Origin of the sequence: Kitasatospora sp. NPDC088779, from assembly GCF_040685395.1 — a bacterium.
Lineage (GTDB): Bacteria > Actinomycetota > Actinomycetes > Streptomycetales > Streptomycetaceae > Kitasatospora.
The window spans coordinates 1-26875 of the sequence record NZ_JBFBHW010000037.1 but is presented as its reverse complement, the minus strand read 5'-3'; the positions used below and the strand labels follow the sequence as shown (position 1 = coordinate 26875).

21 protein-coding genes are annotated in these 26875 nt (G+C 74.0%); 10 read left to right on the top strand and 11 right to left on the bottom strand.

The annotated features are described in order from the left end of the window. Window positions 1-119: 119 nt before the first annotated feature. The gene (locus tag AB0P03_RS28695; RefSeq protein WP_363631535.1) at window positions 120-656 is read right to left on the bottom strand and encodes a hypothetical protein; all 537 of its coding nucleotides are present in this window, start codon (window positions 654-656) and stop codon (window positions 120-122) included. Between the two features lie 234 nt (window positions 657-890). Further along, entirely contained in the window at window positions 891-1928 is a 1038-nt protein-coding gene (locus tag AB0P03_RS28690; protein ID WP_363631533.1) for an IPT/TIG domain-containing protein, read from the bottom strand. 194 nt (window positions 1929-2122) lie between these two features. Between AB0P03_RS28690 and AB0P03_RS28685 the strand changes: the two genes are divergently transcribed. From AB0P03_RS28685 to AB0P03_RS28670, 4 genes are all read left to right on the top strand, one after another. Then, window positions 2123-3667 (top strand): hypothetical protein, encoded by a 1545-nt coding sequence (locus tag AB0P03_RS28685; RefSeq protein ID WP_363631568.1) that lies wholly within the window; start codon window positions 2123-2125, stop codon window positions 3665-3667. Window positions 3668-3733: 66 nt separating this feature from the next. Then, the gene (locus AB0P03_RS28680; protein ID WP_363631532.1) at window positions 3734-4609 is read left to right on the top strand and encodes a hypothetical protein; all 876 of its coding nucleotides are present in this window, start codon (window positions 3734-3736) and stop codon (window positions 4607-4609) included. 43 nt (window positions 4610-4652) lie between these two features. Then, the gene (locus AB0P03_RS28675; protein WP_363631531.1) at window positions 4653-9245 is read left to right on the top strand and encodes a hypothetical protein; all 4593 of its coding nucleotides are present in this window, start codon (window positions 4653-4655) and stop codon (window positions 9243-9245) included. 10 nt (window positions 9246-9255) lie between these two features. Further along, window positions 9256-10020 (top strand): metallophosphoesterase, encoded by a 765-nt coding sequence (locus tag AB0P03_RS28670; protein ID WP_363631530.1) that lies wholly within the window; start codon window positions 9256-9258, stop codon window positions 10018-10020. Between the two features lie 24 nt (window positions 10021-10044). On the opposite strand, the gene AB0P03_RS28665 is transcribed toward AB0P03_RS28670, so the two are convergent. After that, window positions 10045-10395: a hypothetical protein gene (locus AB0P03_RS28665; protein ID WP_350884255.1), complete on the bottom strand. Its 351-nt coding sequence runs from the start codon at window positions 10393-10395 to the stop codon at window positions 10045-10047. 174 nt (window positions 10396-10569) lie between these two features. Then, complete coding sequence (locus AB0P03_RS28660; protein WP_063350185.1) at window positions 10570-11265, bottom strand: FCD domain-containing protein; 696 nt, start codon at window positions 11263-11265, stop codon at window positions 10570-10572. Window positions 11266-11431: 166 nt separating this feature from the next. Here AB0P03_RS28660 and AB0P03_RS28655 point away from each other — a divergent pair, with 166 nt between their 5' ends. The 3 genes from AB0P03_RS28655 (at window position 11432) to AB0P03_RS28645 (ending at window position 13849) form a co-directional block, all read left to right on the top strand. Then, window positions 11432-11986 carry a gluconokinase gene (locus tag AB0P03_RS28655; protein WP_350884259.1) on the top strand — a complete coding sequence of 185 codons (555 nt, stop codon included), beginning with the start codon at window positions 11432-11434 and terminating at the stop codon, window positions 11984-11986. Between the two features lie 2 nt (window positions 11987-11988). Continuing rightward, window positions 11989-13377, top strand: a complete 1389-nt coding sequence (locus AB0P03_RS28650; RefSeq protein WP_363586884.1) for a gluconate:H+ symporter — start codon at window positions 11989-11991, stop codon at window positions 13375-13377. Window positions 13378-13462: 85 nt separating this feature from the next. After that, window positions 13463-13849 carry a hypothetical protein gene (locus AB0P03_RS28645; RefSeq protein WP_363631528.1) on the top strand — a complete coding sequence of 129 codons (387 nt, stop codon included), beginning with the start codon at window positions 13463-13465 and terminating at the stop codon, window positions 13847-13849. Between the two features lie 144 nt (window positions 13850-13993). Here the strand turns inward: AB0P03_RS28645 and AB0P03_RS28640 are convergent, their stop codons facing one another. From AB0P03_RS28640 to mmuM, 5 genes are all read right to left on the bottom strand, one after another. Continuing rightward, the gene (locus AB0P03_RS28640; protein ID WP_363586849.1) at window positions 13994-15589 is read right to left on the bottom strand and encodes a glycerol-3-phosphate dehydrogenase/oxidase; all 1596 of its coding nucleotides are present in this window, start codon (window positions 15587-15589) and stop codon (window positions 13994-13996) included. A 173-nt stretch (window positions 15590-15762) separates the two neighbouring features. After that, window positions 15763-17283 carry a glycerol kinase GlpK gene (gene glpK, locus AB0P03_RS28635; RefSeq protein WP_363586848.1) on the bottom strand — a complete coding sequence of 507 codons (1521 nt, stop codon included), beginning with the start codon at window positions 17281-17283 and terminating at the stop codon, window positions 15763-15765. A 94-nt stretch (window positions 17284-17377) separates the two neighbouring features. After that, complete coding sequence (locus tag AB0P03_RS28630) at window positions 17378-18097, bottom strand: MIP/aquaporin family protein (RefSeq protein ID WP_363586847.1); 720 nt, start codon at window positions 18095-18097, stop codon at window positions 17378-17380. Between the two features lie 298 nt (window positions 18098-18395). Next, entirely contained in the window at window positions 18396-19160 is a 765-nt protein-coding gene (locus tag AB0P03_RS28625) for an IclR family transcriptional regulator (RefSeq protein ID WP_363586846.1), read from the bottom strand. A gap of 171 nt (window positions 19161-19331) precedes the next feature. Then, window positions 19332-20276, bottom strand: coding sequence for a homocysteine S-methyltransferase (mmuM, locus tag AB0P03_RS28620; RefSeq protein WP_363586845.1), 945 nt, complete (start codon window positions 20274-20276; stop codon window positions 19332-19334). A gap of 161 nt (window positions 20277-20437) precedes the next feature. On the opposite strand from mmuM, the gene AB0P03_RS28615 reads away from it, so the two are divergent. The 3 genes from AB0P03_RS28615 to AB0P03_RS28605 all read left to right on the top strand — a co-directional run bounded on the left by AB0P03_RS28615 (window position 20438) and on the right by AB0P03_RS28605 (window position 24101). After that, the gene (locus AB0P03_RS28615; RefSeq protein ID WP_363631526.1) at window positions 20438-21340 is read left to right on the top strand and encodes an NUDIX domain-containing protein; all 903 of its coding nucleotides are present in this window, start codon (window positions 20438-20440) and stop codon (window positions 21338-21340) included. A 33-nt stretch (window positions 21341-21373) separates the two neighbouring features. Further along, on the top strand, window positions 21374-21946 hold the full coding sequence (locus AB0P03_RS28610) for an NUDIX domain-containing protein (RefSeq protein ID WP_363586843.1): 573 nt from the start codon (window positions 21374-21376) through the stop codon (window positions 21944-21946). Window positions 21947-22076: 130 nt separating this feature from the next. Beyond that, a complete protein-coding gene (locus tag AB0P03_RS28605; RefSeq protein WP_363631524.1) occupies window positions 22077-24101 on the top strand; it encodes an acetoacetate--CoA ligase in 2025 nt (674 codons plus the stop codon). 66 nt (window positions 24102-24167) lie between these two features. On the opposite strand, the gene ptsP is transcribed toward AB0P03_RS28605, so the two are convergent. Together ptsP and AB0P03_RS28595 are read right to left on the bottom strand one after the other, a co-directional pair. After that, a complete protein-coding gene (gene ptsP, locus AB0P03_RS28600; protein WP_363586841.1) occupies window positions 24168-25838 on the bottom strand; it encodes a phosphoenolpyruvate--protein phosphotransferase in 1671 nt (556 codons plus the stop codon). 99 nt (window positions 25839-25937) lie between these two features. Continuing rightward, complete coding sequence (locus AB0P03_RS28595; protein ID WP_363586840.1) at window positions 25938-26387, bottom strand: PTS glucose transporter subunit IIA; 450 nt, start codon at window positions 26385-26387, stop codon at window positions 25938-25940. Window positions 26388-26875: the final 488 nt, after the last annotated feature.

Here is a 26875-nt window from a genome sequence, read left to right as displayed (position 1 = left end):
TGTTGAGCCAGATGGTAGGGCCTGCGGATGAAGGCCGTTGCCCGTGACCCGGGCCCGGGGGGCCCACCGGCGTGCGACCCCTGGTCACACGCCCTGGGGCGGCGCCGGGCGGCTCCGGCTCAGCTCGCGGCCACCGGCCCCTGGAAGGAACGTTCCAGGGGGCGCAGCGCCCGCAGCACGATCAGCAGCGGGACGACGCCGACGATTCCGAACGACATGTCGATGAATCGCCAGCTCAGGGGAATCCCCCGCAGCGGTCCGCAGACCAGGGCCAGGGGGATGACGGCGCCGCAGGCGAGCACCGCCCAGCGGATCACCCAGATGTTGCGGACCGGGTCCTTGATCGGGCCCCAGAAGGCGGCGGCGATCACCAGGTGGGCGAAGGCGAGCCAGTCGGTGCCGTAGGCCAGGAAGGGGTAGCGGTCATTGGTCTCCGCGACGCCGGTGCGGACGCGTTCGATCCAGTCCAGTGCGGCCGGGAAGCGGTCGGTCAGCGGCGCGGCCGGCCCGGTCGCGAGGTCGGCCAGCCAACGGGTCTCGGTCTCCAGCGGGAAGGCCGTCAGGCCGCTCAGCACCAGGCAGACCACGAAGATCCAGAGCCAGCGCCGGACTCTGCGCAGTACCGCCGCGGGACCGGTGCCCGGATTGGTGTCCATGGTGCGAACCTCCATGCCGAAGAGCAGGCGGGGCCTTGTCCCGTCTGTACGGAACCGACTCTAGACCCTGCTTTTGAACGCGTTCAACTTGCCCCTGACGTGCGGGCACGCCCCGGACGCCGGGCGGGCGCGCACCCCCGGACGCCGGGCCGGCGCGCCCCCGGACACGCCGATGCCCGGGTGCCGGAGCACCCGGGCATCGGAACCGCCGGGACCGCGCGGTGTACGTCGGGACTACGCGGTGTACGTGAAGGTCACCGGGGCACTGGTGCCGCCCGCCGTGGTCACCGTGACGTCCACCGGGCCGGGGCCCGCCGCCGGGGAGGTGGCCGAGCAGAAGGACGGGCCGCAGGAGACGTGCGCGGCCGGCACCCCGCCGAACGCGACCGTCCCGTACGTCAGGTTGGCGCCCTGGAGGTACACCTGGGTGCCGCCGGCGGCCGGGCCGCCGGCGTTGGTCAGATTGCCGACCGTCGGCGCGGGCGGCGGCGGGGGCGGGGCGCCCGTGTAGTCGAAGGCGGCCGGCGCCGCGACCGTGCCGCCGGGGGTCACCACGGAGACGGGTGCGCTGCCCGAGCCGCCGGGCGTGGTCACCGTGCAGGCGGTGTCGGTGCAGGTGCCGGCCGCCGGGACGCCGCCGACCAGCACCATGCCGTGCGCCAGGTTGCCGCCGCTGACGGTCACCGCGGTGCCGCCCGCGCCCGGGCCGGTGGTGGTGTCGAGGCCGTCGACCGTGGGCGGCGCCTGGACGACCGGCGCCGGGGTGGTCCCGTCGACCGACAGGGCCGTCACGTGGCCGGTCGGGTCGGTGTCGTTCGGATTGGACACGGTCACGACGATCTGGCCGGTCAGCTGCCGGGTGTAGTCGCGGCCCACGTTCAGCTTCATGAACTCGTAGCGCCCGGGCCTGCGGGTGCCGATGAGGACGGCGTCCAGGTGGCGCCCGTCGGGCGAGACGGACTCGGTGAAGGTGTAGTCGTACGGGGTGGAGAAGAACATGCCGAGCTCGGTGGTGAGCCCGGGCGGCAGGTCGACGGTGATGTGGGTCGGCCCGGTGAGGTCCTGGGTGCCGGCGGAGGTCCAGCCGACCGAGAGCTTGCCCGGTCCGGGAGGGGTGGTGCCCGGCAGGAAGCCGTTCAGGGCCGCGGTCACGTGCTGCCCCTGAACGGCGGGGGCGTCGGCGGGGGCGGCTGACGAGGCGGCGGCACCGGTGGCGAAGGTGGTCACGGACAGCGCGGCGGCGAAGCCTGCTTTGACCAGTCGAGTGATCATAGGCCGATCATCACGGTAGCGACGCGCCACCTTCACGGGTTTGCCGAATATCGGTTCGGATTTGGCGGAATCCCGTCGAAATCCCGTTCTGAATTCACCCCCGACACGCCCTCCGGCCTGCCGCGCAGCCCGCCCACAAGGCCCGTTTCGGTCGATGTCGGTGCGAACCTCTAATCTTGTCCACCGTGACCGCCATCGCTGACCCGCCCACCCTGCCCGGCCCCCGGCCGCCCGCCGGGTCCGTCGCGGCGAGGCCCGCGCCCGGCCCCGCCGCCGACGAGGGCCTGGCCCGCCGGCTCAAGGCGCTGGCCTGCACCGCCCCCCTGCACGACCTGGACAACCGCAAGGTCAACCTGGCGGGCGAGTACGGCGGCTACGCGATGGCCGAGGTCGGTCTCGCCGCGATCGACCTGGTCACCCTGCACATGGACTTCGACACCGGCGCCGACCGCGACATAGTGCTCGCCCGCCTGCTGCCCCGGGTCGCCGCCCAGGCCGCCGACCGCCCCGCCGCCGAGCACGAGCGGGTCGCCCGCTGGGTGCTGGAGTCGCTGATCAACGTCGGCAGCGTCGACCGGGGCTTCCGCGCCGTCTACGGCACCTTCGGCGCGGACGGCGCGTACGTCCGGCGCGACTACGACTTCAAGCTGATCGAGGAGGTCCCCGGCCCCGACGGCGGCGTCTACCTGCGCACCACCGACGAGGCGGTCAACGTCCTGGTCGGCGCGCTCGACACCGACGTCACCTCGGCCCAGATCGCCGCCGAGGTCAAGCTGGAGGTGCTGATCCGCCGCGGCCGCCTGGCCGACGCCCAGCTCGCCGCCGAGCAGGCCCGCTACCGCACCGTCCAGTACGCCGAGACGCTGCGCCGCGCCCTCGACGCGACCCGGCGCAACGTCCGCGCCGTCGACTGGATGCGCGCCATCCCCGACCTCATCGACGAGGCGCTGGACCACATCGCCGACCGCTACCGGCACGAGAACGCGATTCTCACCAACATCCGCAAGGCCCGCGACGAGGCCGAGCCCCACACCCCCGAAGGGGCCGAGCACAAGCGCCGCGCCGCCGAGCTGCTCGACATCGTCAAGGACTGCATCCGCCGGCACACGAAGCTGCAGACCCGCCTGCTGGAGGCCGGCCCGCTGTTCCGCGCCGAGCAGGACCGGCAGGCCTTCGCCACCCCCGGCGCCCGCAGCGGCATCGACCTCTACGGCCAGCTGCTCGCCCCCGTGCTGCGGCTGCCGGTCGAGCAGGCCGTCGGCCCCACCGGTGCCTTCTTCGCCCGCGGCACCGGCCTGCGCACCCCCGTCTCCGTCCGGGTCGTCGACCTGGTCGACCTGCTGCTCACCCCGCCGGTCGAGCGCGAGCACCTCGGCGCCGAACTGCCCGACCCGGACCTGGTCGCCACCCCGGACGACAGCCGCTTCTCCGAAGCCCAGCTGGAGGCCGCGCTGCTCCTGCTCGACCTGCCCGCCGACGCCCCCCGCCGGCTCTCCGGCCTGCTCGCCGAGGCCCGCGAGCAGGACCCGGAGCTGCCGTACCTCGTCGCCCTGCTGGCCGTCCACGCGGCCAGCCCGCCGGTCGGCACCGCCTACCGGCAGGGCGAGGAGCGGCTGCTGTTCGCCGTGGACGACGGCACCCCGCTGCGCGACCCGCAGTTCGGCGGCGCCGACCTGATCGTCGGCAGCGCCCTGCTCGACGCGGCCGGCATGGCCGCCGACCGCAAGGACGCCGGCTGACCAAGCCGCCGTCTTGACGCACCACCAGATCGCCCGTACCAGCAACAGCCCCGAGGAGCACCGCCCGTGACGACCCACCACGACGCGTCCTGGGCGGCCGAGACCGAACCCGCGGCCCCCGCCCCGATCACCCCCGGCGACGTCGCCGACGCAGCCCGGCTGGTCTCCTTCGGCCTCCAGGCCAAGCTGCTCCCCGCCCGCGACGCCGAGTACGCCGAACTCGTCCGCCGCCACCGCGAGGACCCGCCGTTCGCCCGGCTCGCCGACGCCGTCGCCACCGGCATGGGCCTGGTCGTCCTGGAGGTCTCGCCGCGCGCCGGCATGGCCGTCGCCGCCGCCGAGGACTCGGTGTTCGCCGTCCGGATGGGGGACTACTCGCGCCGCGCCGCCACCGAGTCCACCGACCGCTTCCTGCACGGCCTGGCCCACCTCGCCGTCGCCGCGATGGCCTTCCCCCGGCCCGAGGACCTCGCCGACGACGGCTACCTCGGCCGGATCACCGTCAACGGCGTCGACGCCTTCGTCCGCCAGGCCTGCCGCCGCCTGGAGGAGCAGGCCGCGACCGAGGGCGACAACACCGACCCGCAGTCCGACGCCCCCGGCCTGGAGGCCGCCTGGCGGGTGTGGGCCCGGCGCACCGCCACCGGCGCCACCAAGGACGCCCGCCGGCTCTCCGGCTCCACCATCGGCATCGTCGCCAAGGCCGTGCTGTTCCTGGTCGACTCCGGCTTCCTGCAGAAGGTCTCCGACGACGCCGGCGGCACCTACCGCACCACCGCCCGCTACCAGCTCCAGGTCCGCGACCTGGCCGGCAGCGCGGCCATGGCCGAACTGCTCGACCTCGGCATCGTCCCGGTCTCCGACGGCACCGCCAGCCTGCTGCCGCCGGACACCGGCGACGAACTGGTGGCCGACGCAGGCCTGCCGTTCCACTCGCTCTGAGCCCGAGTCCCGACCACCCCCCAGCCACGGAGAACCGCCGCACATGTACGAGCTCAACCGGGTCCGCCTCTACTCGATCGGCCCGGCCGGCGCCCGCTACGCCGACACGGTGCTCGACCTGCGCGGCGTCGGCGAGCCCGTCGCCGACCCGGCCCCGCAGCAGATCGGCCTGTTCGGCGAGGACGCCGAGGGCCCGGTCCGCCGCCCCGCCCCGGCCGGCGTGCTCTTCCTGGAGAACGGCGGCGGCAAGTCCGTCCTGCTCAAGCTGATCTTCTCGGTGATGCTCCCCGGCCACCGCAACACCCTCGGCGGCGCCAGCTCCGGCGTGCTGCGCAAGTTCCTGCTCGCCGACGACTGCGGCCACGTCGCGCTGGAGTGGCAGCACACCGTCACCGGCGAGCTGATCGTGGTCGGCAAGGTCAGCGAGTGGCGCGGCCGCCAGGTCTCCTCCGACCCGCGCAAGTTCGCCGAGACCTGGTACTCCTTCCGCCCCGGCCCCGGCCTCACCCTGGACTCGCTGCCGGTCGCCGAACGGATCAGCCTGGCCGGCGACCAGAAGGCCCGCGGCCGCCGCCGCACCATGAAGGGCTTCCGCGACGCCCTCACCGAGGCAGGCAAGGCCCACCCGCACCTCGACCTGGTCTTCGAGGACGGTCACGACCGCTGGACCGAGCACCTCGGCGAACTCGGCCTCGACCCCGAACTCTTCCGCTACCAGCGCGAGATGAACGCCGACGAGGGCGAGGCCGCCGGCCTCTTCGCGGTCAAGCACGACAGTGACTTCACCGACCTGCTGCTGCGCGCCGTCACCGACACCCGGGACACCGACGGCCTCGCCGACCTCGTCCACGGCTTCGCCGCCAAGCTCGGCCGCCGCGCCGAACTCACCGCCGAACGCGACTTCACCGCCGGCTCCCTCGACCTGCTGGAACGCATCGTCGAGGCCACCGGCGCCCGCGAGAGCGTCCGCGAGGCCCACCGCACCGCCGAACGCCGCACCCGCCGCCTCGCCCACGCCCTCACCTCCCGCGCCGCCGCCGAACGCGACCGCGCCCAGGACCTCGCCATCGAGGTCGCCGCCGCCGCGGGCGCCGTCACCGCCGCCGAGGCCGACCGCACCCGGCACACCCTCATCACCGCCGAACTCACCCACCGGCACGCCACCCTGGGCCTCGCGGCGGCCACCGCCGAGGCCGCCGCGCTGCGCCGCGAACTCATCGACGCCCGCACCCTGCACGCTGCCTGGCAGGCCGCCGAGACCGTCCTGCGCCAGCGCGCCGCCGCCGACCGGGTCACCCGGGTCGCCGCCGCCATCCGCGAGGCCGAACTCGACGCCGCCCCCGCGCTCGCTGCCCGCGCCCGCGCCGCCACCGCCCTGGCCCGCGCCCTGGAGGCCGCCGCCGCGGCCGCCGAGGCCCGCGCCGATACCGAGGAGCAGCGCGCCTGCGAGCTCCAGGACGACGGCGCCAAGGCCCAGTCCGACGCCACCGAGGCCGCCACCGCCGCCCAGAAGGCCCGCAGCGAGGTCGACCACCTGCGCCAGCGCCTCGCCGAGGTCGAGCAGGAGACCGCCGCCGCCGTCGAGGCCGGCTTCATCGACGCCGACGGTGACGTCGACCCGGCCCGCGCCGCCCTGCACGCCGCCGACGTCGAGAAGGCCGCCGGCGCCGCCCTCGCCCAGGCCCGTACGACCGCCGAGGCCTGCGCCGCCAGGCTGCGCGAGGCCGCCGCCGCCACCGGCCGCGCCGAACTCGCCGCCGAACGCGCCGGCGACGCCCGCACGGCCGCCGCCCGGGCCCTCGCCGCCGAGCAGCGCACCGCCGCCCTGCTCGCCACCGAGCAGCGCCTCTCCGACCTGCTCTCCCTGACCCCCGCACCCACCGACTGGAGCGACGACGGGTCAGGGGCCGAGGAGGACGCCGGCTTCCTCACCCCCGCCGTCCTCGACCGCAACGCCGAGTACCTGCGCGAACTCCTCGACGAGTCCATCGCCACGGCCGAACGCACCCTGTTCGACCTGCGCACCGCCGCCGCCGACGACTCCCGCATCCTCGCCGCCCTCGGCGACGGCGGACTGCTGCCGCCCGGCCCGGACGTCCTGGCCACCGTCGAGTACCTCGCCGAGCACGGCATCCCCGCCCTGCCGGGCTGGCGCTACCTCGCCCAGTCCGTCGACCCGGCCGACCACGAGGCGATCCTCGCCGCCCGCCCCGAACTCGTCGACGGCGTCGTCGTCACCGACCCCGCCTCGCTGGAGCGGGCCCGCGAGGCCTTGCAGGCCGCCGCCCTGCTGCCCCGCTCCACCGTCGCCGTCGGCGCCGCCGCCTCCCTGATCGCCCCGATCACCGACCAGCCCGCGTTCTTCCTGGTGCCGCCGAACCCGGCCATGCACGACGAGTCCGCCGCCGACGACGAGCGCCGCGAACTGCGCGCCCGGGCGGGCGCCCGCGAGGAGCACATCCGCGAACTCGCCGCCCGCCTCGGTGCCGACCGCGCCCTCGCCGCCCGCCTCGCCTCCTGGCACGCCAGCTGCCCGCCCGGCACCCTCGCCGAACTCGCCGCCGCCGCCGAGGCCGCCCGCGAGCACGCCGAGCAGGCCGCCGCCGCCCTGGCCACCCTGCGCGCCGACCACGACGAGGCCGAGACCGACCACGCCGCCGCGGCCGCCGCCCACGAGGAGCACCGCGAGGCCGCCCAGCGCGCCCGCCGCCGCGCCGACGCCCTCTCCGGCCTCGCCTTCCGGCTGCGCGAGCGCGCCAACTGGGCCCGCCGCCAGCGCGAACTCGCCGAGGACGCCGCCGAGTGCGACCGCCGCCAGGCCGTCTGCGCCGAACGCGCCCGCACCTGCGACGAGGACCGCCGCGCCGCCCAGCGCGCCGCCGACGACGCCCGCCGCACCGCCCGTACCGTGCGCGCCGAACGCGCCGAGATCCCCGCCGCCGAGCAGGCCGACGAGCCCTCCGAGACCGCCCCCGCCGCACTGCCCGCCCTGCGCGAGGCCTACCGCGCCGCCTCCCAGCTGTACGAGAAGGTCGGCGTCGGCGCCGACCTGCGCGCCGAGCAGGCCCGCGCCGAGGGTGACGAGGCCGCCGCCGCGACCGAACTCGACCGCCTCACCAACAAGGTCCGCACCCGCGCCGAGGAACTCCTCGGCAGCCCCGACGGCGCCGACGGCCCGGCCCGCCAGGCCGCGGCCGCCCGCGCCGAGGACCTGGTCGCCACCATCGAGGCCCGCTCCGCCGCCGCCAGCGAGCAGCTCGGACGCCTGCGCGGCGAGGCCGAGCGCTCCGCCCCCGCCGACGGCGAGGCGCACACCGAACTGCCCGAGGACCTCGTCCCCGCCGACCCCGAGCACGCCCAGGTCCTGCTGCGCACCGCCACCAGCCGGCTCGCCGAGCGCCGGGAGGCCCTGGACGCCGCCCGCACCGCGCACGCCGACCTGCAACGCACCTTCGACGCCGCCCAGTCGGCCGCCGCCGACTTCGACGAAATCGCCGGCCAGCTGCGCGACGGCCTGCGCGAGCAGCAGGAGGACGACGGCCAGTCCGTCGAGCCCTACCTCGGCTCGCTGCCGGAGGCACGCGGCACCGCCGCCGAGGCCCGCCGCGCCCTGCGCACCGCCGCCGGCGAGCTGTCCTCCGCCGAACTCGCCGTCCGCGACGCCTCCGACGCCCTCGTCCGGCACGCCAACGCCGCCCGCTACGAGGCCGTTCGCACTCCCGCCCGCCAGCAGATCCGCGAACTGCCCGCCGCCGCGCTGCCCGAGCACGCCGCCGCCTGGGCCGCCGCCTTCGCGCCCCGGCTGCGCGTGCTGACCGACGAACTCGCCCAGCTGGAGCGCAACCGCGGCTCGATCGTCGACCGCCTGCGCGGCCTGGTCGAGTCCTCGCTCACCACCCTGCGCGCCGCCCAGCGGCTCTCCCGGCTGCCCGAGGGCCTGGGGGAGTGGTCCGGCCAGGAGTTCCTGCGGATCCGCTTCGAGGACCCGGACCACGCCACCCTGGTCGAGCGCCTCGGCGAGGTCATCGACGAGGCCACCCGCGCCGCCGTCCGCAAGAACAGCGACCTGCGCCGCGACGGCATGTCCCTGCTGCTGCGCGGGGTCGCCGCCGCGATCGGCCCGAAGGGCGTCAGCGTCGAGATCCTCAAGCCGGACGCGGTGCTGCGCGCCGAGCGGGTCGGCGTCGGCCAGATGTCCGACGTCTTCTCCGGCGGCCAGCTGCTCACCGCCGCCATCGCGCTGTACTGCACGATGGCCGCGCTGCGCGCCAACGACCGCGGCCAGTCCCAGCTGCGGCACGCCGGCACGCTGTTCCTGGACAACCCGATCGGCCGCGCGAACGCCACCTACCTGCTGGAGCTCCAGCGGGCCGTGGCCGATGCGCTCGGCGTCCAACTGATCTACACCACCGGTCTGTTCGACACCACCGCGCTCGCCGAGTTCCCGCTGGTCATCCGGCTGCGCAACGACGCCGACCTGCGGGCGGGCCTCAAGTACATCTCGGTCGAGGAGCACCTGCGCCCCGGCCTGCCCGCCCCGCAGGACCCGGACGGCCCGGCCATCCACGGCGAGATCACCGCCACCCGGATGTTCAAGCGTCCGGCCGAGGTTCCGGTGCAGTCCGCAACTGACTAGCGTGGCGTCCATGCTGACGATCGCGCACTTCAGTGACATCCACCTCGGGCAGGAGCACCGCCGGGACGGCGGCAGGCGCGCCCTGCGGCGGGCCGGGCAGGCGATGGCGTACCTCGACGCCCTGCCCGGCCCGCTGGACGCCGTGCTCGTCACCGGGGACCTCGCCGACCACGGCCTGGCCGCCGAGTACGAGCAGGTGGCCAAGGTGCTGGACTCCCGGTACCCGGTGCTCACTTGCCCCGGCAACCACGACCGCCGGGCGCCCTACCGGGAGGTGCTGCTCGGCGAGGCCCCCGTGGACGGCCCGGTCAACCGGCTGCACCAACTGCCCGGCGCCGACGTGCTGATGCTGGACTCCTCGATCCCGGGCCGCGACGACGGCCTGCTGGACGAGGAGACGCTGGCCTGGCTGGACGCCGAACTGGCGGCCGGCCGCGCCGACCTGCCCGCGCTGGTGGCCTTCCACCACCCGCCGGCCGTCCTGCACCTGCCGAACGTCGACCCGATCCGCCAGTTCGGCGAGGAGGCGCTCGGCGCGGTGCTGGCCCGGCACCCGCGGGTGGCTGGCCTGCTCTGCGGCCACTCCCACACCGGCGCCGCCACCACCTTCGCCGGACTGCCCCTGCTGGTCGCCCCGGGGGTGGTCTCCACCGTCACGCTGCCCTGCGAGGGTGGGCCCGGCATCTCCTTCACCCAGCCGCCGATGCTCGCCTTCCACGTCCTGGACGACACGGGCCGGCTCACCACCCACTACCGGGCCGTCCCGGAGGACTGACCCGCGGCGCCGGCCGCGGGTGTCCTACGCGGCCGGCAGCCGCGGCTGACGCTGCGGCCCGCCGGGGCGGGGGAGCGGCCGGGCGGCCAGCGGGTCGGGCGCCCGGCTGCCCGCCATCGGGTGCGCGGAGCCGGGCGCGCGCTGCCGCTGGGCGGCGACCTGGCGCGAGATCAGGATCTCCAGCAGGCACCACATCGTGCCGAACACCCCGAGCCCCATCGCCATCAGCGCCGGCGTCATCAGCCAACTGTCCGCGTACGAGGCGAGCGTGGCGACGACCACGCCGACCAGCGTGAAGGACAGGCAGAGCACCGCCCGGACGGCGGCGGCGCGCACCTCGTCGGGCAGGCGGCGACGGCGGCGTGGCACGGACATCGATCGACCCCCAGGCGCGGACTCGGCGGCGGACACGGGACGGGCGCACGCGAAAAGCGCCCCCTCGCCTCACTCTGCCCCGTCGAACCAGGACTATGCGTCCGAATCCACCGAACTGCCGTCAAAGCGCGTGATCCGGGCAGCCGGCAGCGGGCGGCCCGCCGCCGGGGGAGGTCAGCCCAACTGCTGGTTGAGCTCCTCCAGGGCGCCCGCCACGATCGTCCGCATGGCCTGCTCGGCCTGGACGGCGTCCCCCGCGCAGATCGCGTCGGCGACTTCGCGGTGCAGCCGGATCGCGTACGGCTCCGGCTGATGGGGCATCAGATGGTACTCGGTCCGCCCGGTGAGCACCGCCCCCACGGTGTCGCCGAGGTGGGCGAACATCTCGTTGCCGGAGGCGCGCAGCACGGTGGCGTGGAAGTCGATGTCGTGCCGGAGGAAGGTGGTGAGGTCGGCGGCCCGCGCCGAGACGGTCAACTCAACGGCCAGCGAGCCGAGTTGGCGCCGGTCGTCGTCGCTCGCGTGCACCGCGGCGAGCGCGGCCGCGGCCGGCTCGACGGCCACCCGCAGCGAGCCGAGCGAGCGCAGCTGGGCCGAGCGGTCCGCGCCGGCCAGCCGCCAGCGGATCACCAGCGGGTCGAAGACGTCCCAGAGCGACCTGGGCTGCACGGTGATCCCGACCCGCCGCCGGGACGCCACCAGGCGCATCCCCTCCAGGATCCGCACCGCCTCCCGGACGACCGTCCGGGACACCCCGAACCGCTCCTCCAGCTCCTCGCCGCGCAGCACCGCGCCCTCGGGAATCTCCCCCGACGCGATCGCCGGCCCGAGCTCGTCAAGCAGCCGACCGGGCAGCCCCTGGATCTCCATCCGCCCAGCGTAGACGCCCACCCCGCCGCCACCACCGGCGCGTACCGGGTCCTGCGCCCTGCGATCTACCCCACAGCCAAAAAGTATGACGATTTGGTTTCCGCCACTTGAATACGTCATATCTTTGAGGCGATAGTGGCGGCCAGGCAACGAAGGAGCACCACCCATGGCTCTCAGCGTCGAGAACCACGACCTCCCGGACACCCCTCTCACCATCGTGGTGATGGGCGTCTCCGGTGTCGGCAAGACCACCCTGGCCCGCCTGCTGGCCGAACGCCTCGATCTCCCCTACGCGGAGGCGGACGACTTCCACCCGGCGGCCAACATCGCCAAGATGTCGGCCGGCATCCCGCTGGACGACGAGGACCGCGCCCCCTGGCTGCGCGCCCTCGGCGCCTGGCTCAAGGAGCGGGCCGAGGACGGCACCGGCGGCGTGGTCACCTGCTCGGCGCTGAAGCACCGCTACCGCGACACCCTGCGCGCGGCCTGCCCGGGCGCCTACTTCCTGCACCTCAGCGGCGGTCACGAGCTGGTCGAGGACCGGCTCGCCCACCGCACCGGCCACTTCATGCCGCCGTCGCTGCTCGACTCGCAGTACGCCGCCCTGGAACCCCTGGGCGCGCACGAGCGCGGCGCCGTCCTGGACGTCGGTCCGTCCCCCGAAGAACTCGTCGAGATGGCCGTGGCGCTGCTGCGGCCGGTCAATGGAGACCTCGCGTGAGTATTGCCCCCACTCTGCTCGCGGCCGCCCCACCGGCCCTGCCGCACACCAGCAGCGACTCCCAGCTGCTGATCGCGGTCCTGCTCAGCATCGGTGTGATCGTCCTACTGATCACCAAGCTGAAGCTGCACCCCTTCCTCGCCCTCACGCTCGGCTCCGGCCTGCTGGCCGCCGTCGCGGGCGCCCCGTTCGACAAGCTGCTCAACAGCTTCTCCACGGGCTTCGGTTCCACCGTGGCCGGCGTCGGCCTGCTGATCGGGCTGGGCGCGATGCTCGGCAAGCTGCTCGCCGACTCCGGCGGCGCCAACATCATCGCGGACACCGTGCTGGCCCGGTCGGGCAACAAGGCGCTGCCCTGGGCGATGGCGCTGATCGCCGCCGTCCTCGGCCTGCCGCTGTTCTTCGAGGTCGGCGTCGTCCTGCTGATCCCGATCGTGCTGCTGGTCGCCCGCCGCGGCAACGTGCCGCTGATGCGGATCGGCATCCCCGCGCTGGCCGGCCTGTCCGTGCTGCACGGCCTGGTGCCCCCGCACCCGGGCCCGCTGGTCGCCGTCGACGCCCTGAAGGCGGACCTCGGCATCACCCTGGCGCTCGGCCTGCTGATCGCGGTGCCCACCCTGATCGTGGCCGGCCCGCTGTTCTCCCGGCTGGCCGAGCGCTGGGTCGGCCCGCTGGAGATCCCGAAGGCCACCGCCCCCGAGGAGACCACCAGGCCCGAGCACACGCCGTCCTTCGGCGCGGTGCTGGCGACGATCCTGCTGCCGGTCGTGCTGATGCTCGGCAAGGCCCTGACCGACGTGGTGGTCGACAACCCGAAGGCGATGGCCCAGCGGGTCTTCGACTTCATCGGCTCGCCGCTGATCGCACTGCTCGCCGCGACCCTGCTCGGCATGCTGACCCTCGGCAAGGCGGCCGGCTTCGACAAGGCCCGGATCTCCGACACCGTCGGCAAGTCGCTCGGCCCGATCGCCGGCATCGTGTTCATCGTCGGCGCCGGCGGCGGCTTCAAGCAGACCCTGATCGACGTGGGCGTCGGCAACGCGGTGAGCGAGTGGTCCGGCAAGTGGCACATCTCGGCGCTGCTGCTCGGCTGGCTGATCGCGGTGCTGATCCGCCTGGCCACCGGCTCGGCGACGGTCGCCACCATCACCGCCGCCGGGATCGTCGCCCCGCTCGCCGCCGACATGTCCTCCACCCACGCGGCCCTGCTGGTCCTGGCGATCGGCGCCGGCTCGCTCTTCCTGTCGCACGTCAACGACGCCGGCTTCTGGCTGGTGAAGGAGTACTTCGGGATGAGCGTCGGGCAGACGCTGAAGTCCTGGTCGGTGATGGAGACGGTGATCTCGGTCGTCGCCATCGCCCTGATCATGCCGCTCAGCCTGATCATCTAGGCCGGACGGCGCCCGGCGCCGCCGCCGACATCCGCCGAGGGGCGGCACCCGTACGGGTGCCGCCCCTCGGGCGTGTCCGACGACCGTGACTCAGCCCAGCAGCCCCGACAGCACGGCCGCCGTCGCGTCCAGCAGGTCCTCCGCGGCCGCGCCGCCCGCCGCCGTCCGGGCCAGCAGCCCCCGCGCGCGGCCAGGACCACCTCGGCGGTCTGCCGGGCGGTGGCGGGCGGCGGTACCAGCTCGGGCAGCGCCCGTTCCAGGACGGCGGCCGGGTCCAGCCCGCCGCCGACGTGCTCCGCTCGGCCACCACGACCGCCGCCCGCTCGGCCTGGAGGGCCGGATCGGCACCCTCGCCCCGGGTGCCCACGCCGACCTCCTCCTCGTCGACGGCGACCCGCTCGCCGACCTCACCGTCCTCACCCGCCCCGACCGCCGCCTCCGCCACGTCATCAAGGCGGGCACGCCGATCTGAGCGGCCGGCCGGGAGCCCCTTCGTACCCCGCCCGCGAGCCGGGCGCACGAAGGGCGGGCACCCGGAGAACCCGGGTGCCCGCCCTTCGCGAGGCTCTGCCCAGCTGGCTGTGCTTACTTGGTTCCGCGCTTCGCGAGGCTGTGCTTACTTGGTTCCGCGCTTCGCGAGGAAGGCCTCGACCTCGTCCCGGATCTCCGGCGTGTCCAGCCCGCGCACGGTCATCGTGGTGCGGCGCCGCAGCACGTCGTCCGCCGTGTACGCCCACTCGCTGTCGGCCGCGTAGGCGACCTGCGCCCAGACGTCCGGGCCGTCCTCGTGGATCGGCCGGCCCAGCTCCGGGTTCTCGTCGATCATGCGGGCGATCTCGAAGGACAGCGTGCCGTAGTGGCTGGCCAGGTGCTTGGCCACCAGCGGCTCCATCCGGGAGCCCGGGTCGCGGTCGATCAGCAGCCGGTGCGCGACGGCGTTCGGCGCGCCGACGCCCGGCAGCGGTACGGTCGCCGCGATCGGGGACATGTCCTCGCCGAGGCTGGTGCCGGGCACGTGCGCCAGCTTCTCCAGCACGGTGCGGCCGATGTGGCGGTAGGTGGTCCACTTGCCGCCGGCGACCGACAGCATGCCGCCCTTGCCCTCGGTGACGACCGTCTCGCGCTTGGCGGCGGCGGTGTCGCCCGGGCCGCCGGGCAGCACCCGCAGGCCGGCGAAGGAGTAGGTGATCAGGTCGCGGTCGAGGTGCTCGTCACGGATGGCGTGCGCGGCCTCGCCCATGATCTGGTCGATGTCCGCCTCGGTGGCCCGGACGTCCTTCGGGTCGCCGGTGTACTCCTCGTCGGTGGTGCCGAGCAGGACGTGGTCCTCCCACGGGATGGCGAAGGAGACGCGGTACTTGTCGATCGGGATGGTCAGCGCGGCGCGCCACGGCGAGCGGCGCTTGACGACGACGTGCGCGCCCTTGGAGAGGCGGATCGACGGCGCGGCGCCGGCGTCCTCCATCTTGCGCAGGTGGTCCACCCACGGGCCGGTGGCGTTGAGCACCAGGCGGGCGTCGATGCCGAACTCGGTGCCGTCCAGGCGGTCGCGCAGCTCGGCGCCGGTGACCCGGCCGGCGGTGAAGCGCAGGCCGGTGACCTCGGCGTGGTTGAGCACCACGGCGCCGGCGTCGACGGCGGCGCGCACGGTCATCACGGCGACGCGCGAGTCGTTCATCTGGTGGTCGCCGTAGACGGCCACCGAGCGCAGTCCCTCGGTGCGCAGCGCGGGCACCTGCTGGGCGGCGTGCGCGGCGGTGGAGACCCGGCCCATGCCGTCACGGAAGGCGGACAGCGCGGAGTACAGGAAGACGCCGGCGCCGAGCTTGGGCGCGCTGTGCGGGCCGCCCTTGTAGACCGGCACGAAGAAGGTCAGCGGGTTGACCAGGTGCGGCGCGACGTCGGTGGCGAGCGCGCGGCGCTCCTTGTGGTTCTCGGCGACGAGCTTGACCGCGCCGGTCTGCAGGTAGCGCAGACCGCCGTGGACGAGCTTGGAGGAAGCGCTGGAGGTGGCGCCGGCGAAGTCGCCGCCGTCGACCATGGCGACCTTGAGTCCGGCCTGGGAGGCGGTCCAGGCGACGGCCGTGCCGAGGATGCCGCCCCCGATCACCAGCAGGTCGTAGGTGGCCTTGCCGAGCAGCTCACGGGTCTCGGCGCGGGAGGCGGTGTGGCCGGCGGTGCGCTCGGCGCCCAGGGTCGGGATGGTTGCCATGGTGGTTGTGTACGGCGCGCGGGTCAGGCGGCGCCGTTACTCCTCTCGTGTGCGGTGCGGCCTCTGCTGAGAGGCCGGTCGGCCCGGTGCGGCGGGCCGGTGAAACGCGGTGACACCCGCTGCCGGAACGGCGGGCGGCCGGTCGGGGCTCGGGGCCCCGACCGGCTTGTCGGTCAGTCGGTCTCTTCTTCCTCCACCCACCCCATGGTGCGCTCCACGGCCTTGAGCCACTTCTTGTACTCGCGCTCCCGGGTGGCCTCGTCCATGCGCGGGGTCCATTCGGCGGCGCGGTGCCAGTTGGCCCGCAGGGTGTCGAGGTCGTTCCAGAAGCCGACGGCGAGTCCGGCCGCGTAGGCGGCGCCGAGGGCGGTGGTCTCGGCCACGTACGGGCGCTCGACCGGGGCGTCCAGGACGTCGGCGATGTTCTGCATGAGCAGGTTGTTGCTGGTCATGCCGCCGTCGACCTTGAGGGCGGTGAGCTCGACGCCGGAGTCCTTCTGCATGGCGTCGACGACCTCGCGGGTCTGCCAGGCGGTGGCCTCCAGGACGGCCCGGGCCAGGTGGCCCTTGGTGACGTACCGGGTCAGGCCGGCGATCACGCCGCGGGCGTCGGAACGCCAGTACGGGGCGAACAGGCCGGAGAAGGCCGGGACGAAGTAGGCGCCGCCGTTGTCCTCGACGGTGTTGGCGAGGGTCTCGATCTCGGCGGCGGTGGAGATGATGCCGAGCTGGTCGCGCAGCCACTGGACGAGCGAGCCGGTGACGGCGATCGAGCCTTCCAGGGCGTAGACCGGGGCCTGGTCGCCGATCCGGTAGCCGACGGTGGTCAGCAGGCCGTGGTACGAGTTGACGATCTTCTCGCCGGTGTTGAGCAGCAGGAAGGTGCCGGTGCCGTAGGTGGACTTGGCCTCGCCCTCGTCGAAGCAGGTCTGGCCGAACAGCGCGGCCTGCTGGTCGCCGAGCGCGGAGGCGACCGGGACGCCGGCCAGGTCGCCGACGGCCTCGCCGTAGACCTCGGCGGAGGAGCGGATCTCCGGCAGGACGGCCATCGGCACGCCGATCGATTCGGCGATCTTCTCGTCCCACTGCAGGGTGTGCAGGTTCATCAGCATGGTGCGGCTGGCGTTGGTGACGTCGGTGACGTGCTTGCCGCCGTTGACACCGCCGGTGAGGTTCCAGATCACCCAGGTGTCCATGGTGCCAAACAGGATGTCGCCGGCCTCGGCGCGCTCGCGCAGGCCCTCGACGTTGTCCAGCAGCCAGCGGATCTTCGGGCCGGCAAAGTAGCTGGCGAGCGGGAGGCCGGTCTCGCGGCGGAAGCGGTCCTGGCCGACGTTGCGGCCGAGCTCGCGGCAGAGGCCCTCGGTGCGGGTGTCCTGCCACACCAGCGCGTTGTGGACCGGCTCGCCGGTGTTCTTGTCCCACAGGACGGTGGTCTCGCGCTGGTTGGTGATGCCGATCGCGCGGATGTCGTCCTTGGTCAGGCCGGCCTTCTCCAGCGCGCCGCGGACGACCGACTGCACCCGGGTCCAGATCTCGGCGGCGTCGTGCTCGACGTAGCCGGGCTGCGGGAAGATCTGCCGGTGCTCCTGCTGGTCGACGGCGACGATCCGGCCGTCGGCGCCGAAGATGATGCAACGGCTGGAGGTGGTGCCCTGGTCGATCGCGGCGATGTAGTTGCCAGTGGAGGTCATCAGAGGGTCCTCGGCTCAGGATTCGGGGGTTACGGGGTGGGTGGGCCCGACACAGTGGTCGGTCCCCGTGCTCGGCGGGTTCGAACCCGGCCCGTCAGAACATCGCGTTGTACAGACCGCCGGCCAGTGCGCCGCCGATCAGCGGGCCGACGACCGGCACCCAGGCGTACGACCAGTCGGAGCCGCCCTTGTTCGGGATGGGCAGCAGCGAGTGCACGATGCGCGGGCCGAGGTCGCGGACCGGGTTGATCGCGTAGCCGGTGGGGCCGCCCAGCGAGAGGCCGATGCCGACGACCGTGAGGGCCACGATCAGGGTGCTGAGGCCGCCGGCGGCCAGACCGTCGTTCTTGCCGAGGGTGAGGATCGCCATGCAGAGGATGAAGGTGCCGATGACCTCGGTGACGACGTTCTGGATCGGGTTCCGGATCTCGGGCCCGGTCGAGAAGATGCCGAGGGTGGGTTCCTCGTTGGCCTGGAACTGGCCGAGGTAGGTGAGCCAGACCAGCACGGCGCCGATCATCGCGCCGAGGAACTGGGAGCCGAGGTAGAGCGGCACCTGGCTCCAGTCACCGCTCTTGATGGCGAGCGCGACGGTGACGGCCGGGTTGAGGTGGGCGCCGGACTTCGGAGCCGAGATGTACGCGGCGATCAGGACCGCGAAGCCCCAGCCGAAGGTGATCGCCAGCCAGCCGGCGTTGAGGGCCTTCGACTTCTTGAGGGTCACGGCGGCGCAGACGCCGCCACCGAGAAGTATCAGGGCGGCGGTGCCGAGGGTTTCGCCGACGAAGACGTCGCCGTTGGAGAACGCGGACACAAAGACTCCCTTGTCCATATGGCCCGGAGGTGTGGGTGGGGGCGGCCGGCCGATCGTTGTGCGGGTGAGCGCATCGGGGGAGTGATCTTCCCGGCCATCGTTCGACAATGTCGACCGTTATGCGGAAGCTTCCTCCCCTGGTTGCCCTCACGTCAAGGCAGGGTTACGGAGCTGTGACCCTTCCCCCGAAGTTACCCAGCGGAGCGGGCCAAACCAGGGCAAAACGCCAAGGCGCGGACAGGCCGATGCCCGTCCGCGCCTCAGCGTGACGATGTGGCCGCCGGCGCGGCCTCGGGTTTCAGAAGCGCCCGGCGCCCAGATCGCGGGAGATCGCCCGTGCCGCGCTGCGCACCGAGGCCACCAGCGACGGCTTAACGAAGCCGTCCTCGCAGACCCGCTCCACCGGGCCGCTGATGCACACCGCGCCCACCGGGTTGCGCCGCCGGTCCTGGATCAGCGCGCCGATCGAGGCCACGCCCTCCCAGGTCTCCTCGATCGAGTCCGTCCAGCCGCGCTCGCGGATCAGCGCGCACTCGGCGTCCACGTCGGCCGCCTCGGTCAGCGTCCGCAGGGTGTACGACTCGTACGGCCCGTCGCCCAACTCGCCGCGCGCGACCGGGTCGTAGGCCACCAGCACCTTGCCCAGAGCGGTGCTGTGCAGCGGCTGCATCGAGCCGACCTCCAGCACCTGCCGAGTGTCGTCCGGCCGGAAGACGTGGTGCACGACCAGCACGCCCTGCTGGTGCAGCACCCCCAGGTAGACGGTCTCGCCGGCCGCCCGGGCCAGGTCGTCCGCCCAGACCAGCGCCCGTGCCCGCAGCTCGTGCACGTCCAGGTAGCTCTGCCCCAGCCGCAGCAGTTCGGCGCCCAGCTGGTACTTGCCGCTCTCCGGGTCCTGCTCGACGAACCCCTCCTGCTGGAGCGTGCGCAGGATGCCGTGCGCGGTGCCCTTGGCGAGGTCCAGCGACGTCGCGACCTCGGACAGGCCCAGGCGGCGCTCACCGCCGGCCAGCAGGCGCAAGATCGCGGCGGCCCGGGAGAGCGACTGGATCGGGCCGGGCATGGGGACCTCCGCGCTGACAGGCGGTCGACATTGTCGACCGCGGTGGTAACGGGACGAGTCTGCCAGGCCGTCGCCGGTCCGTGCACCTTCCCCCTCGGTAACCCGCGCTCGGCCGTTTGTTAACCTCCGCCCGCCCGCCGACCCGCCGCGCCGCTCACCCCCGGACGTCCCTCACTCCTCGACGCCGTTCGAGCGCCCCCGCCGCACCGCGACCTCCGCCGCCAGCGCGGCGATCCCGTCCGGCCCCACCCGGCAGCAGCCGCCCACCAGCCGTGCGCCGCCCGCCAGCCAGCCGCCCACCCGGGCCGAGCGGAACGTCGGCTCGCCGCGCCAGTCCCGGCGCGCGGCGTCCCACTCCTCCCCGCTGTTCGGGTACACCACCACCGGCTTGCCGGTCACCTCGGCCGCCAGCGCCACCGCCCGGTCCGCGTCCTGCGGGGTGCAGCAGTTCACGCCCACCGCCAGCACCTCGTCCACCTCGGCCGCCAGCGCGAACGCCTCCGCCAGCGGCTGGCCCGCCCCGGTCCGGTCGCCCGCCACGCTGAACGACAGCCAGGCCGGCACGCCCAGCTCGCGCACCAGCTCCAGCAGCGCCCGCGCCTCGTCCGCGTCCGGCACCGTCTCCAGCGCCAGCACGTCCGGCCCGGCCGCCGCCAGCGCCTCCAGTCGCGGCCGGTGGAAGGCCACCAGTTCCGCGGTGCTCAGCCCGTACCGGCCCCGGTACTCCGAACCGTCCGCCAGCACCGCCCCGTACGGCCCCACCGACGCCGCCACCCAGCGCCGCCGCCCGCCCGGCTCGGCCCGCGCCGCCTCCCGGGCCAGCTCCACGCTGCGCGCCAGCAGCCGCGCGGCCTGGGCCCGGCCCGTTCCGCGCCGGGCGAAGCCCTCGAAGCTCGCCTGGTAGCTCGCCGTGATGGCGACGTCCGCACCGGCCGCGAAGTACGCCCGGTGCGCCGCCACCACCGCCTCCGGCGCGTCCGCCAGCAGCCGCGCCGACCACAGCTCGTCGAGGAGGTCGTGCCCGGCCGCCGCCAGCTGGTTCGACATCCCGCCGTCCAGCACCAGCGGACCGGCCGCCAGCGCCGCGGCGAAGTCCGGCGGGGGAGCAGTGGGCATGGGGCCTCCTCGGGCGCGGTCGTTCCTGGTCACAGCCTAGAAGCCGGGCATCCCCGCGGACCCGGAAAACCATTTGCCGCCGGGGAACGGAATCGCTACGTTGTGCTCAGCCAGAGAACGACAGCACCCCGTACGGCGGCGAGCGCGGAGAGGAGCCGGTGATGGAAGCGGACGACCCGTCCACCCCGCCCCCGACCACGCCCGCGAGCGAGCAGGAGTGGCTCGCCGCCTACGACCCGCGCGCCTACGCCCCGATCGCCGTCACCGTCGACGTGGTCGCCCTGACCTTGCGCCACGGCGGCCTGCACGTCCTGCTCGTCCAGCGCGGCGCCCCGCCCCACCAGGGCTGCTGGGCCCTGCCCGGTGGCTTCCTGCGCGCCGGGGAGGAGAGCCTGGACGAGGCCGCCGCCCGCGAACTGGCCGAGGAGACCGGCCTGCTCGGCGGCTCCGAGGTCGAGGCCGCGCTCTGCCGCGTCCACCTCGAACAGCTCGGCACCTACGGCGCCCCCGAGCGAGACCCGCGCATGCACGTCGTCTCCGTCGCCTACCTCGCCTTCGCCCCCGACCTGCCCGACCCGCAGGCCGGCACGGACGCCGCAGCTGCCACCTGGCACCCCGTCGCCGACCTCGACCTGGGCATACGGCCCTGCGGCCGACCCCGAGCCGCCGGTGCGCCCGCCGACACCCACGGGGGTGGTGTCGGCGGGCCCACCGGCCAGTCCTCCCGCACGCTCGCCTTCGACCACGCGCGCATCCTCGCCGACGGCCTCGACCGCGTCCGGGCCAAACTCGAGTACAGCCCGCTCGCCACCGCCTTCCTGCCCTACGACTTCACCATCCCCGACCTGCGCGCCGTCTACGAGGCCGTCTGGGACGAGAAGCTCCACCCCGGCAACTTCCACCGCAAGGTCCTCTCCGTCCCCGGCTTCGTCGAGAGCACCGGCGCCACCACCGCCCGCGGCGGCGCCCGCGGCGGCCCCCGGGCCCGCACCTACCACGCCGGCGACGCCAGCCTCCTGCACCCCGCCCTGCTCCGCCCCACCCGCGACGGCGAGCTCCGCTGACGGCAGCCGCGCGCACCCGGCTACCATCCGGCCATGACCACTGACGACCCGACACGCGCGGTCAACCAGCCGTTCTCCCACTGCCACTTCTGCGGCACGCCCTACCCGGCCGGCACCGACCACTGGCCCCGCACCTGCCCCGGCTGCGCCGAGATCAGCTACCGCAACCCGCTGCCCGTCGTGGTCACCCTCCTCCCGGTCACCCGCCCCGACGCCGACCCCACCCTCGTCGTCATCCGCCGCACCATCGAGCCCGGCTACGGCCAACTCGCCTTCCCCGGCGGCTACGTGGACTACGGCGAGAGCTGGCAGCAGGCGTGCGTGCGCGAACTGCGCGAGGAGACCGGCATCCTGGCGGACGCCGCCGACATCACCCTGGTCGCCACCGACTCCGACGCCAGGGGAGGCTTCCTCTGCCTCTTCGGCCTGCTCCCGGCCCGTCCGCTCGCCGACCTCCCGCCCTCGCGCCCCACCGACGAGACCGACGGCTGGCAGCTCGCCGCCCCCGACACCCCGCTCGCCTTCCCCTTCCACACCCGGGTCTCCCGCTCCTGGTTCGGCGGCGAGTTCAGCGGTGAGTCCGGCGGCGGGATCTCCGGCCGCTGACCGGCCCGGCACCCACCGGGCGGACCCTGGCGCGGCGGCCGCTCGCATGGCATGGTCTGCACCGACAGCCCAACCGGACGGGCCTGCCACAAGCACTCCCGTCCCCACCACCGGCCGGGAGACCACCACCGTGAGCACCCCACCCCAGGACCAACCGCTCTGGCGCCCCAACCCCGCTCGCGCCGCAGCCACCAGCCTGGTGGCCTTCCAGGCCTGGGCCGCCGGACACCACGGCGCCCCGGCCGCCCCGCTCGCCCCGGCCGCCGACGACCAGCAGGCCGCCCAGCGCTACGCCGACCTGCACGCCTGGTCCACCGCCGACCTCGACCGCTTCTGGACCGCGATCACCCAGTGGTTCGACGTCCGCTTCACCCAGGCCCCCGAGGCCATCCTCGCCGACCCCGCCATGCCCGGCGCCCGCTGGTTCCCCGGCGCCCGCCTCAACTACGCCGAACACGCCCTGCGCGCCGCCGAGGACCCGGCCAACGCCGACCGCCCGGCCGTCCTGCACCTCGACGAGACCACCGAGCAGCCGGCCGTCCTCACCTGGTCCGAACTGCGCCGCCAGGTCGGCTCGTTGGCCGCCGCCCTGCGCGCCCGGGGCATCGGCCCCGGCGACCGCGTCAGCGCCTACCTGCCCAACATCCCGCAGGCCGCCGTCGCCCTCCTCGCCACCGCCGCCGTCGGCGCGATCTGGACCAGCTGCGCCCCCGACTTCGGCGCCCGCAGCGTCCTGGACCGCCTCCAGCAGATCGAACCCGCCGTCCTCTTCGCCGTCGACGGCTACCACTACGGCGGCAAGGACCACGACCGCACCGAGGTCGTCGCCGAACTGCGCCGCGAACTCCCCACCCTGCGCACCGTCGTCCACGTCCCGCTGCTCGGCGCCCCCGCCCCCGAGGGCGCCCTGCACTGGGACGACCTGGTCGCCGACGACGTCGAGCCGGTCTACGAGGCCGTCCCCTTCGACCACCCGCTCTGGGTGCTCTACTCCTCCGGCACCACCGGCCTGCCCAAGGCCATCGTCCAGAGCCAGGGCGGCGTCCTGCTCGAACACCTCAAGCAGGCCGGCCTCCACCTCGACCTCGGCCCCCAGGACCGCTTCCTCTGGTACACCTCCACCGGCTGGATGATGTGGAACTTCCTACTGGCCGGCCTCCTGGTCGGGGCCACGATCGTCACCTACGACGGCAGCCCCGGCCACCCCGACACCGGCGCCCTCTGGTCGGTCGCCGCCCGCACCCGCGCCACCGTCCTCGGCACCTCCGCCGCCTACGTGATCGCCAGCCGCAAGGCCGAGCTGCACCCCGGCCGCGACCTCGACCTCTCCGCCGTCCGCTGCATCGGCACCACCGGCTCCCCGCTCCCGCCCGACGGCTTCCGCTGGATCTACGAGGAGGTCAAGGAGGACGTCTGGCTCGCCTCCGTCAGCGGCGGCACCGACGTCTGCTCCTGCTTCGTCGGCGGCGTTCCCACCCTGCCCGTCCACCTCGGCGAGATCCAGGCCCCCTGCCTCGGCGCCGCCGTCGAGTCCTGGGACGTCCAGGGCCACCCGCACACCGACACCGTCGGCGAACTCGTCGTCACCAAGCCCATCCCGTCCATGCCCACCGGCTTCTGGAACGACCCCGAGGGCACCCGGTACCACGACAGCTACTTCGACATGTATCCCGGCGTCTGGCGCCACGGTGACTGGATCACCGTCACCTCCCGCGGCACCGTCGTCATCCACGGCCGCTCCGACTCCACGCTCAACCGCCAGGGCGTCCGGATGGGCTCCTCGGACATCTACGAGGTCGTCGAGCGCCTCCCCGAGATCGCCGAATCCCTGGTCATCGGCCTGGAGGAGCCCGACGGCGGCTACTGGATGCCGCTGTTCGTCGTCCTCGCCCCCGGCGCCGAGCTCGACGAGGGGCTGATCGGCCGCATCCGCACCTCGCTGCGCACCGAACTCTCCCCGCGCCACGTCCCCGACGAGGTCATCGCGGTGCGCGGCCTCCCGCACACCCTCACCGGCAAGCGCATCGAGGTCCCGGTCAAGCGGATCCTCTCCGGCACCCCGCTGGAGCAGGCCGTCAACCCCGGCTCCGTCGACGACATCGACCACCTGCGCTTCTTCGAGCAGCTTCGCCGCGACCGGCAGAGCCCCGCCTGACCGGACACGCCGAAGGGGTGCTCCCACCGGCCCGGTGGGAGCACCCCTTCCTGCTGTTCACCTGTCCTACTCGCCCGACAGCACCTGCTGTGCGGCGGCCCGCGCCTCCTCGGCGCTGTCCGTCGCCCGGGCCGCCTCGGCCGCCCGGCGGCACTGCGCCAGCGTGTACTTGGCCAGCGTCGACCGCACGTAGGGGATCGAGGCCGAGCCCATCGAGAGGCTGGTGACGCCCAGACCGGTCAGCACCACGGCCAGCAGCGGGTCGGCGGCCGCCTCACCGCAGACGCCGCAGCTCTTGCCGGTGGCCTGCGCCGCCTCGGCGGCCGCGGCGATCAGGTCCAGCAGCGCCGGCTGCCACGGGTCCTGCAGCCGGGCCAGCGCGCCCACCTGACGGTCGGCGGCGAAGGTGTACTGCGCGAGGTCGTTGGTCCCCAGCGAGAGGAACTCGACCTCCTGGAGGATCGACCGGGCCCGCAGCGCGGCCGACGGGATCTCCACCATCGCGCCGAACTTGGCCTCCAGCCCCGCCTCGCGACACGCCTGGGCGAAGTCCTTGGCGTCCTTGCGGTCGGCCACCATCGGGGCCATCACCTCAAGGTGCACCGGCAGGCCCTCGGCGGCCCTGGCCAGCGCCCGCAGCTGCGTCCGCAGCACCTCCGGGTGCTCCAGCAGGGTGCGCAGACCGCGCACGCCCAGCGCCGGGTTCGGCTCGTCGGCCGGGGTGAGGAAGTCCAGCGGCTTGTCCGCGCCCGCGTCCAGCGCCCGGACCACGACCCGGCCCTCCGGGAACGCCTCCAGCACCTTGCGGTACGCCTCGACCTGCTTCTCCTCGGTGGGCGCCTTCGCGGAGTCGTCCAGGAAGAGGAACTCGGTCCGGAACAGGCCGACGCCCTCGGCGCCGTTCTCCAGCGCGGCCGGCACGTCCGCCGGGCCGCCCACGTTGGCCAGCAGCGGCACGCGGTGCCCGTCGGAGGTCTGCCCCGGGCCGGAGGACGCGGCCAGCGCGGCCTTGCGCTGGGCGGCGACCGCCCGCAGCTCGTCCTGCTTCTCCTGCGAGGGGTCCAGCAGCACGTCACCGGAGCTGCCGTCCACGGCGACGACGGTGCCCTCGGCGACGTCCGTCGCAGCGGGCAGCGCGACCACGGCCGGCACGCCCAACGCCCGCGCCAGGATGGCGCTGTGGCTGGTCGGCCCGCCCTCCTCGGTCACGAAGCCGAGCACCAGCGTCGGGTCGAGCAGCGCGGTGTCGGCCGGCGCCAGGTCCCGCGCGAACAGCACGTACGGCTCGTCGCTGTCCGGCACACCCGGCATCGGCACGCCCAGCAGCCGGGCCACGATGCGGTTGCGGACGTCGTCCAGGTCGGCGACCCGCCCGGCCAGGTAGTCGCCGGCGGAGGCGAGCAGGGCCCGGTAGGCGGCGAAGGCGTCGTACACACCGCGCTCGGCGCTGCTGCCGACGGCGATCCGGCGGGACACGTCGGCCATCAGCTCCGGATCCTGAGCCATCAGCGCCTGGGCCTCCAGGACGGCCTGCGCCTCGCCACCGGCCAGGTTGCCACGGGCGATCAGGTCCGCGGCGACCGCCTCGACGGCGGCCTGGGCACGGGCCTGCTCGCGGGGGGCGTCCTCGGTCGGGATCTGGGTGGCCGGGGGCTCCAGCACCGCCGTCCCCATGTGCCGCACCTGGCCGATCGCGACCCCGTGGCTGACACCCACGCCGCGCAGCGTCTTCTTCATGTCACCTGTCTCCGCTGAGAGGAGCGGCCCCGCCGGGAACCGCTGTGTGCCGGGCCGCCCCGACAACTCCTGCGGGGCGGGTGTGTGCAAAGTAAGAGGTCAGCTCCAGCTGAACAGGGCCTCGCCGGAGACGGCCTCGCCGTCCTCCCGCAGGTCGCCGAGCGAGTCGGCGTTCGCCTCCAGCGCCACGATCGGCGAGATGGGCGACTTGCCCGCGGCCTCGACGGCGGCCGGGTCCCACTTGATGACGGCCTGACCGCGGGTCACCGTGTCGCCCTTGTTGACCAGCAGCTCGAAGCCCTCGCCGTTCAGCTGCACGGTGTCGATCCCCAGGTGGGTCAGTACACCGTGGCCCTCGGCGTCCACCACGACGAACGCGTGCGGGTGCATGGAGACGACGACGCCGTCCACCGGAGCGACCGCCTCGGTCGGCCGGCGCTCCGGGTCGATCGCGGTGCCGGGGCCGACCATCGCGCCGGAGAACACCGGGTCGGGCACGCCGGCGAGCCCGACGACCTTGCCGGTCAGCGGCGACGTCACAGTGGTCATGGTTCTGCCTCCCAAGTGAGCGGTACAGCGAGCGGCCGCGAGCAGCGGCAGGACGATCGACTGAAGCCTAAATCATGTCAACTTCGGACATCTGCTGACATTCCCGGGCGAAGACCCACACCCAGTCCGGCTCGTCGTCCGGCGGCTCACCGACCGTTTAGTGGTCTAGTCCTCTTAGTCGATGCGCCGCACTCTACAGGCATCTTGGCGAATCGGGACCATTGCTGTATATGCTCGCGAGAGCAACAAATCATGCCGCCGACCGGGTGACACCGGGAGCGCCCCGATTCGCACTCCGGCGGGTGACCCGCTATGGTTGGCCGAGTCGCCGCGACTTGGCGGTTAACACCAGATTTCAGATGCGAAAACCTCCGGTAAACGGGGCGGAAAACGTCTGGTAAGCTGGGAACACGAAAGAACGAAGCGCCCGGAGGGCCCGCTGGAAGGCGGTCCGAAGGAAGTGTCCGTTCCTTGAGAACTCAACAGCG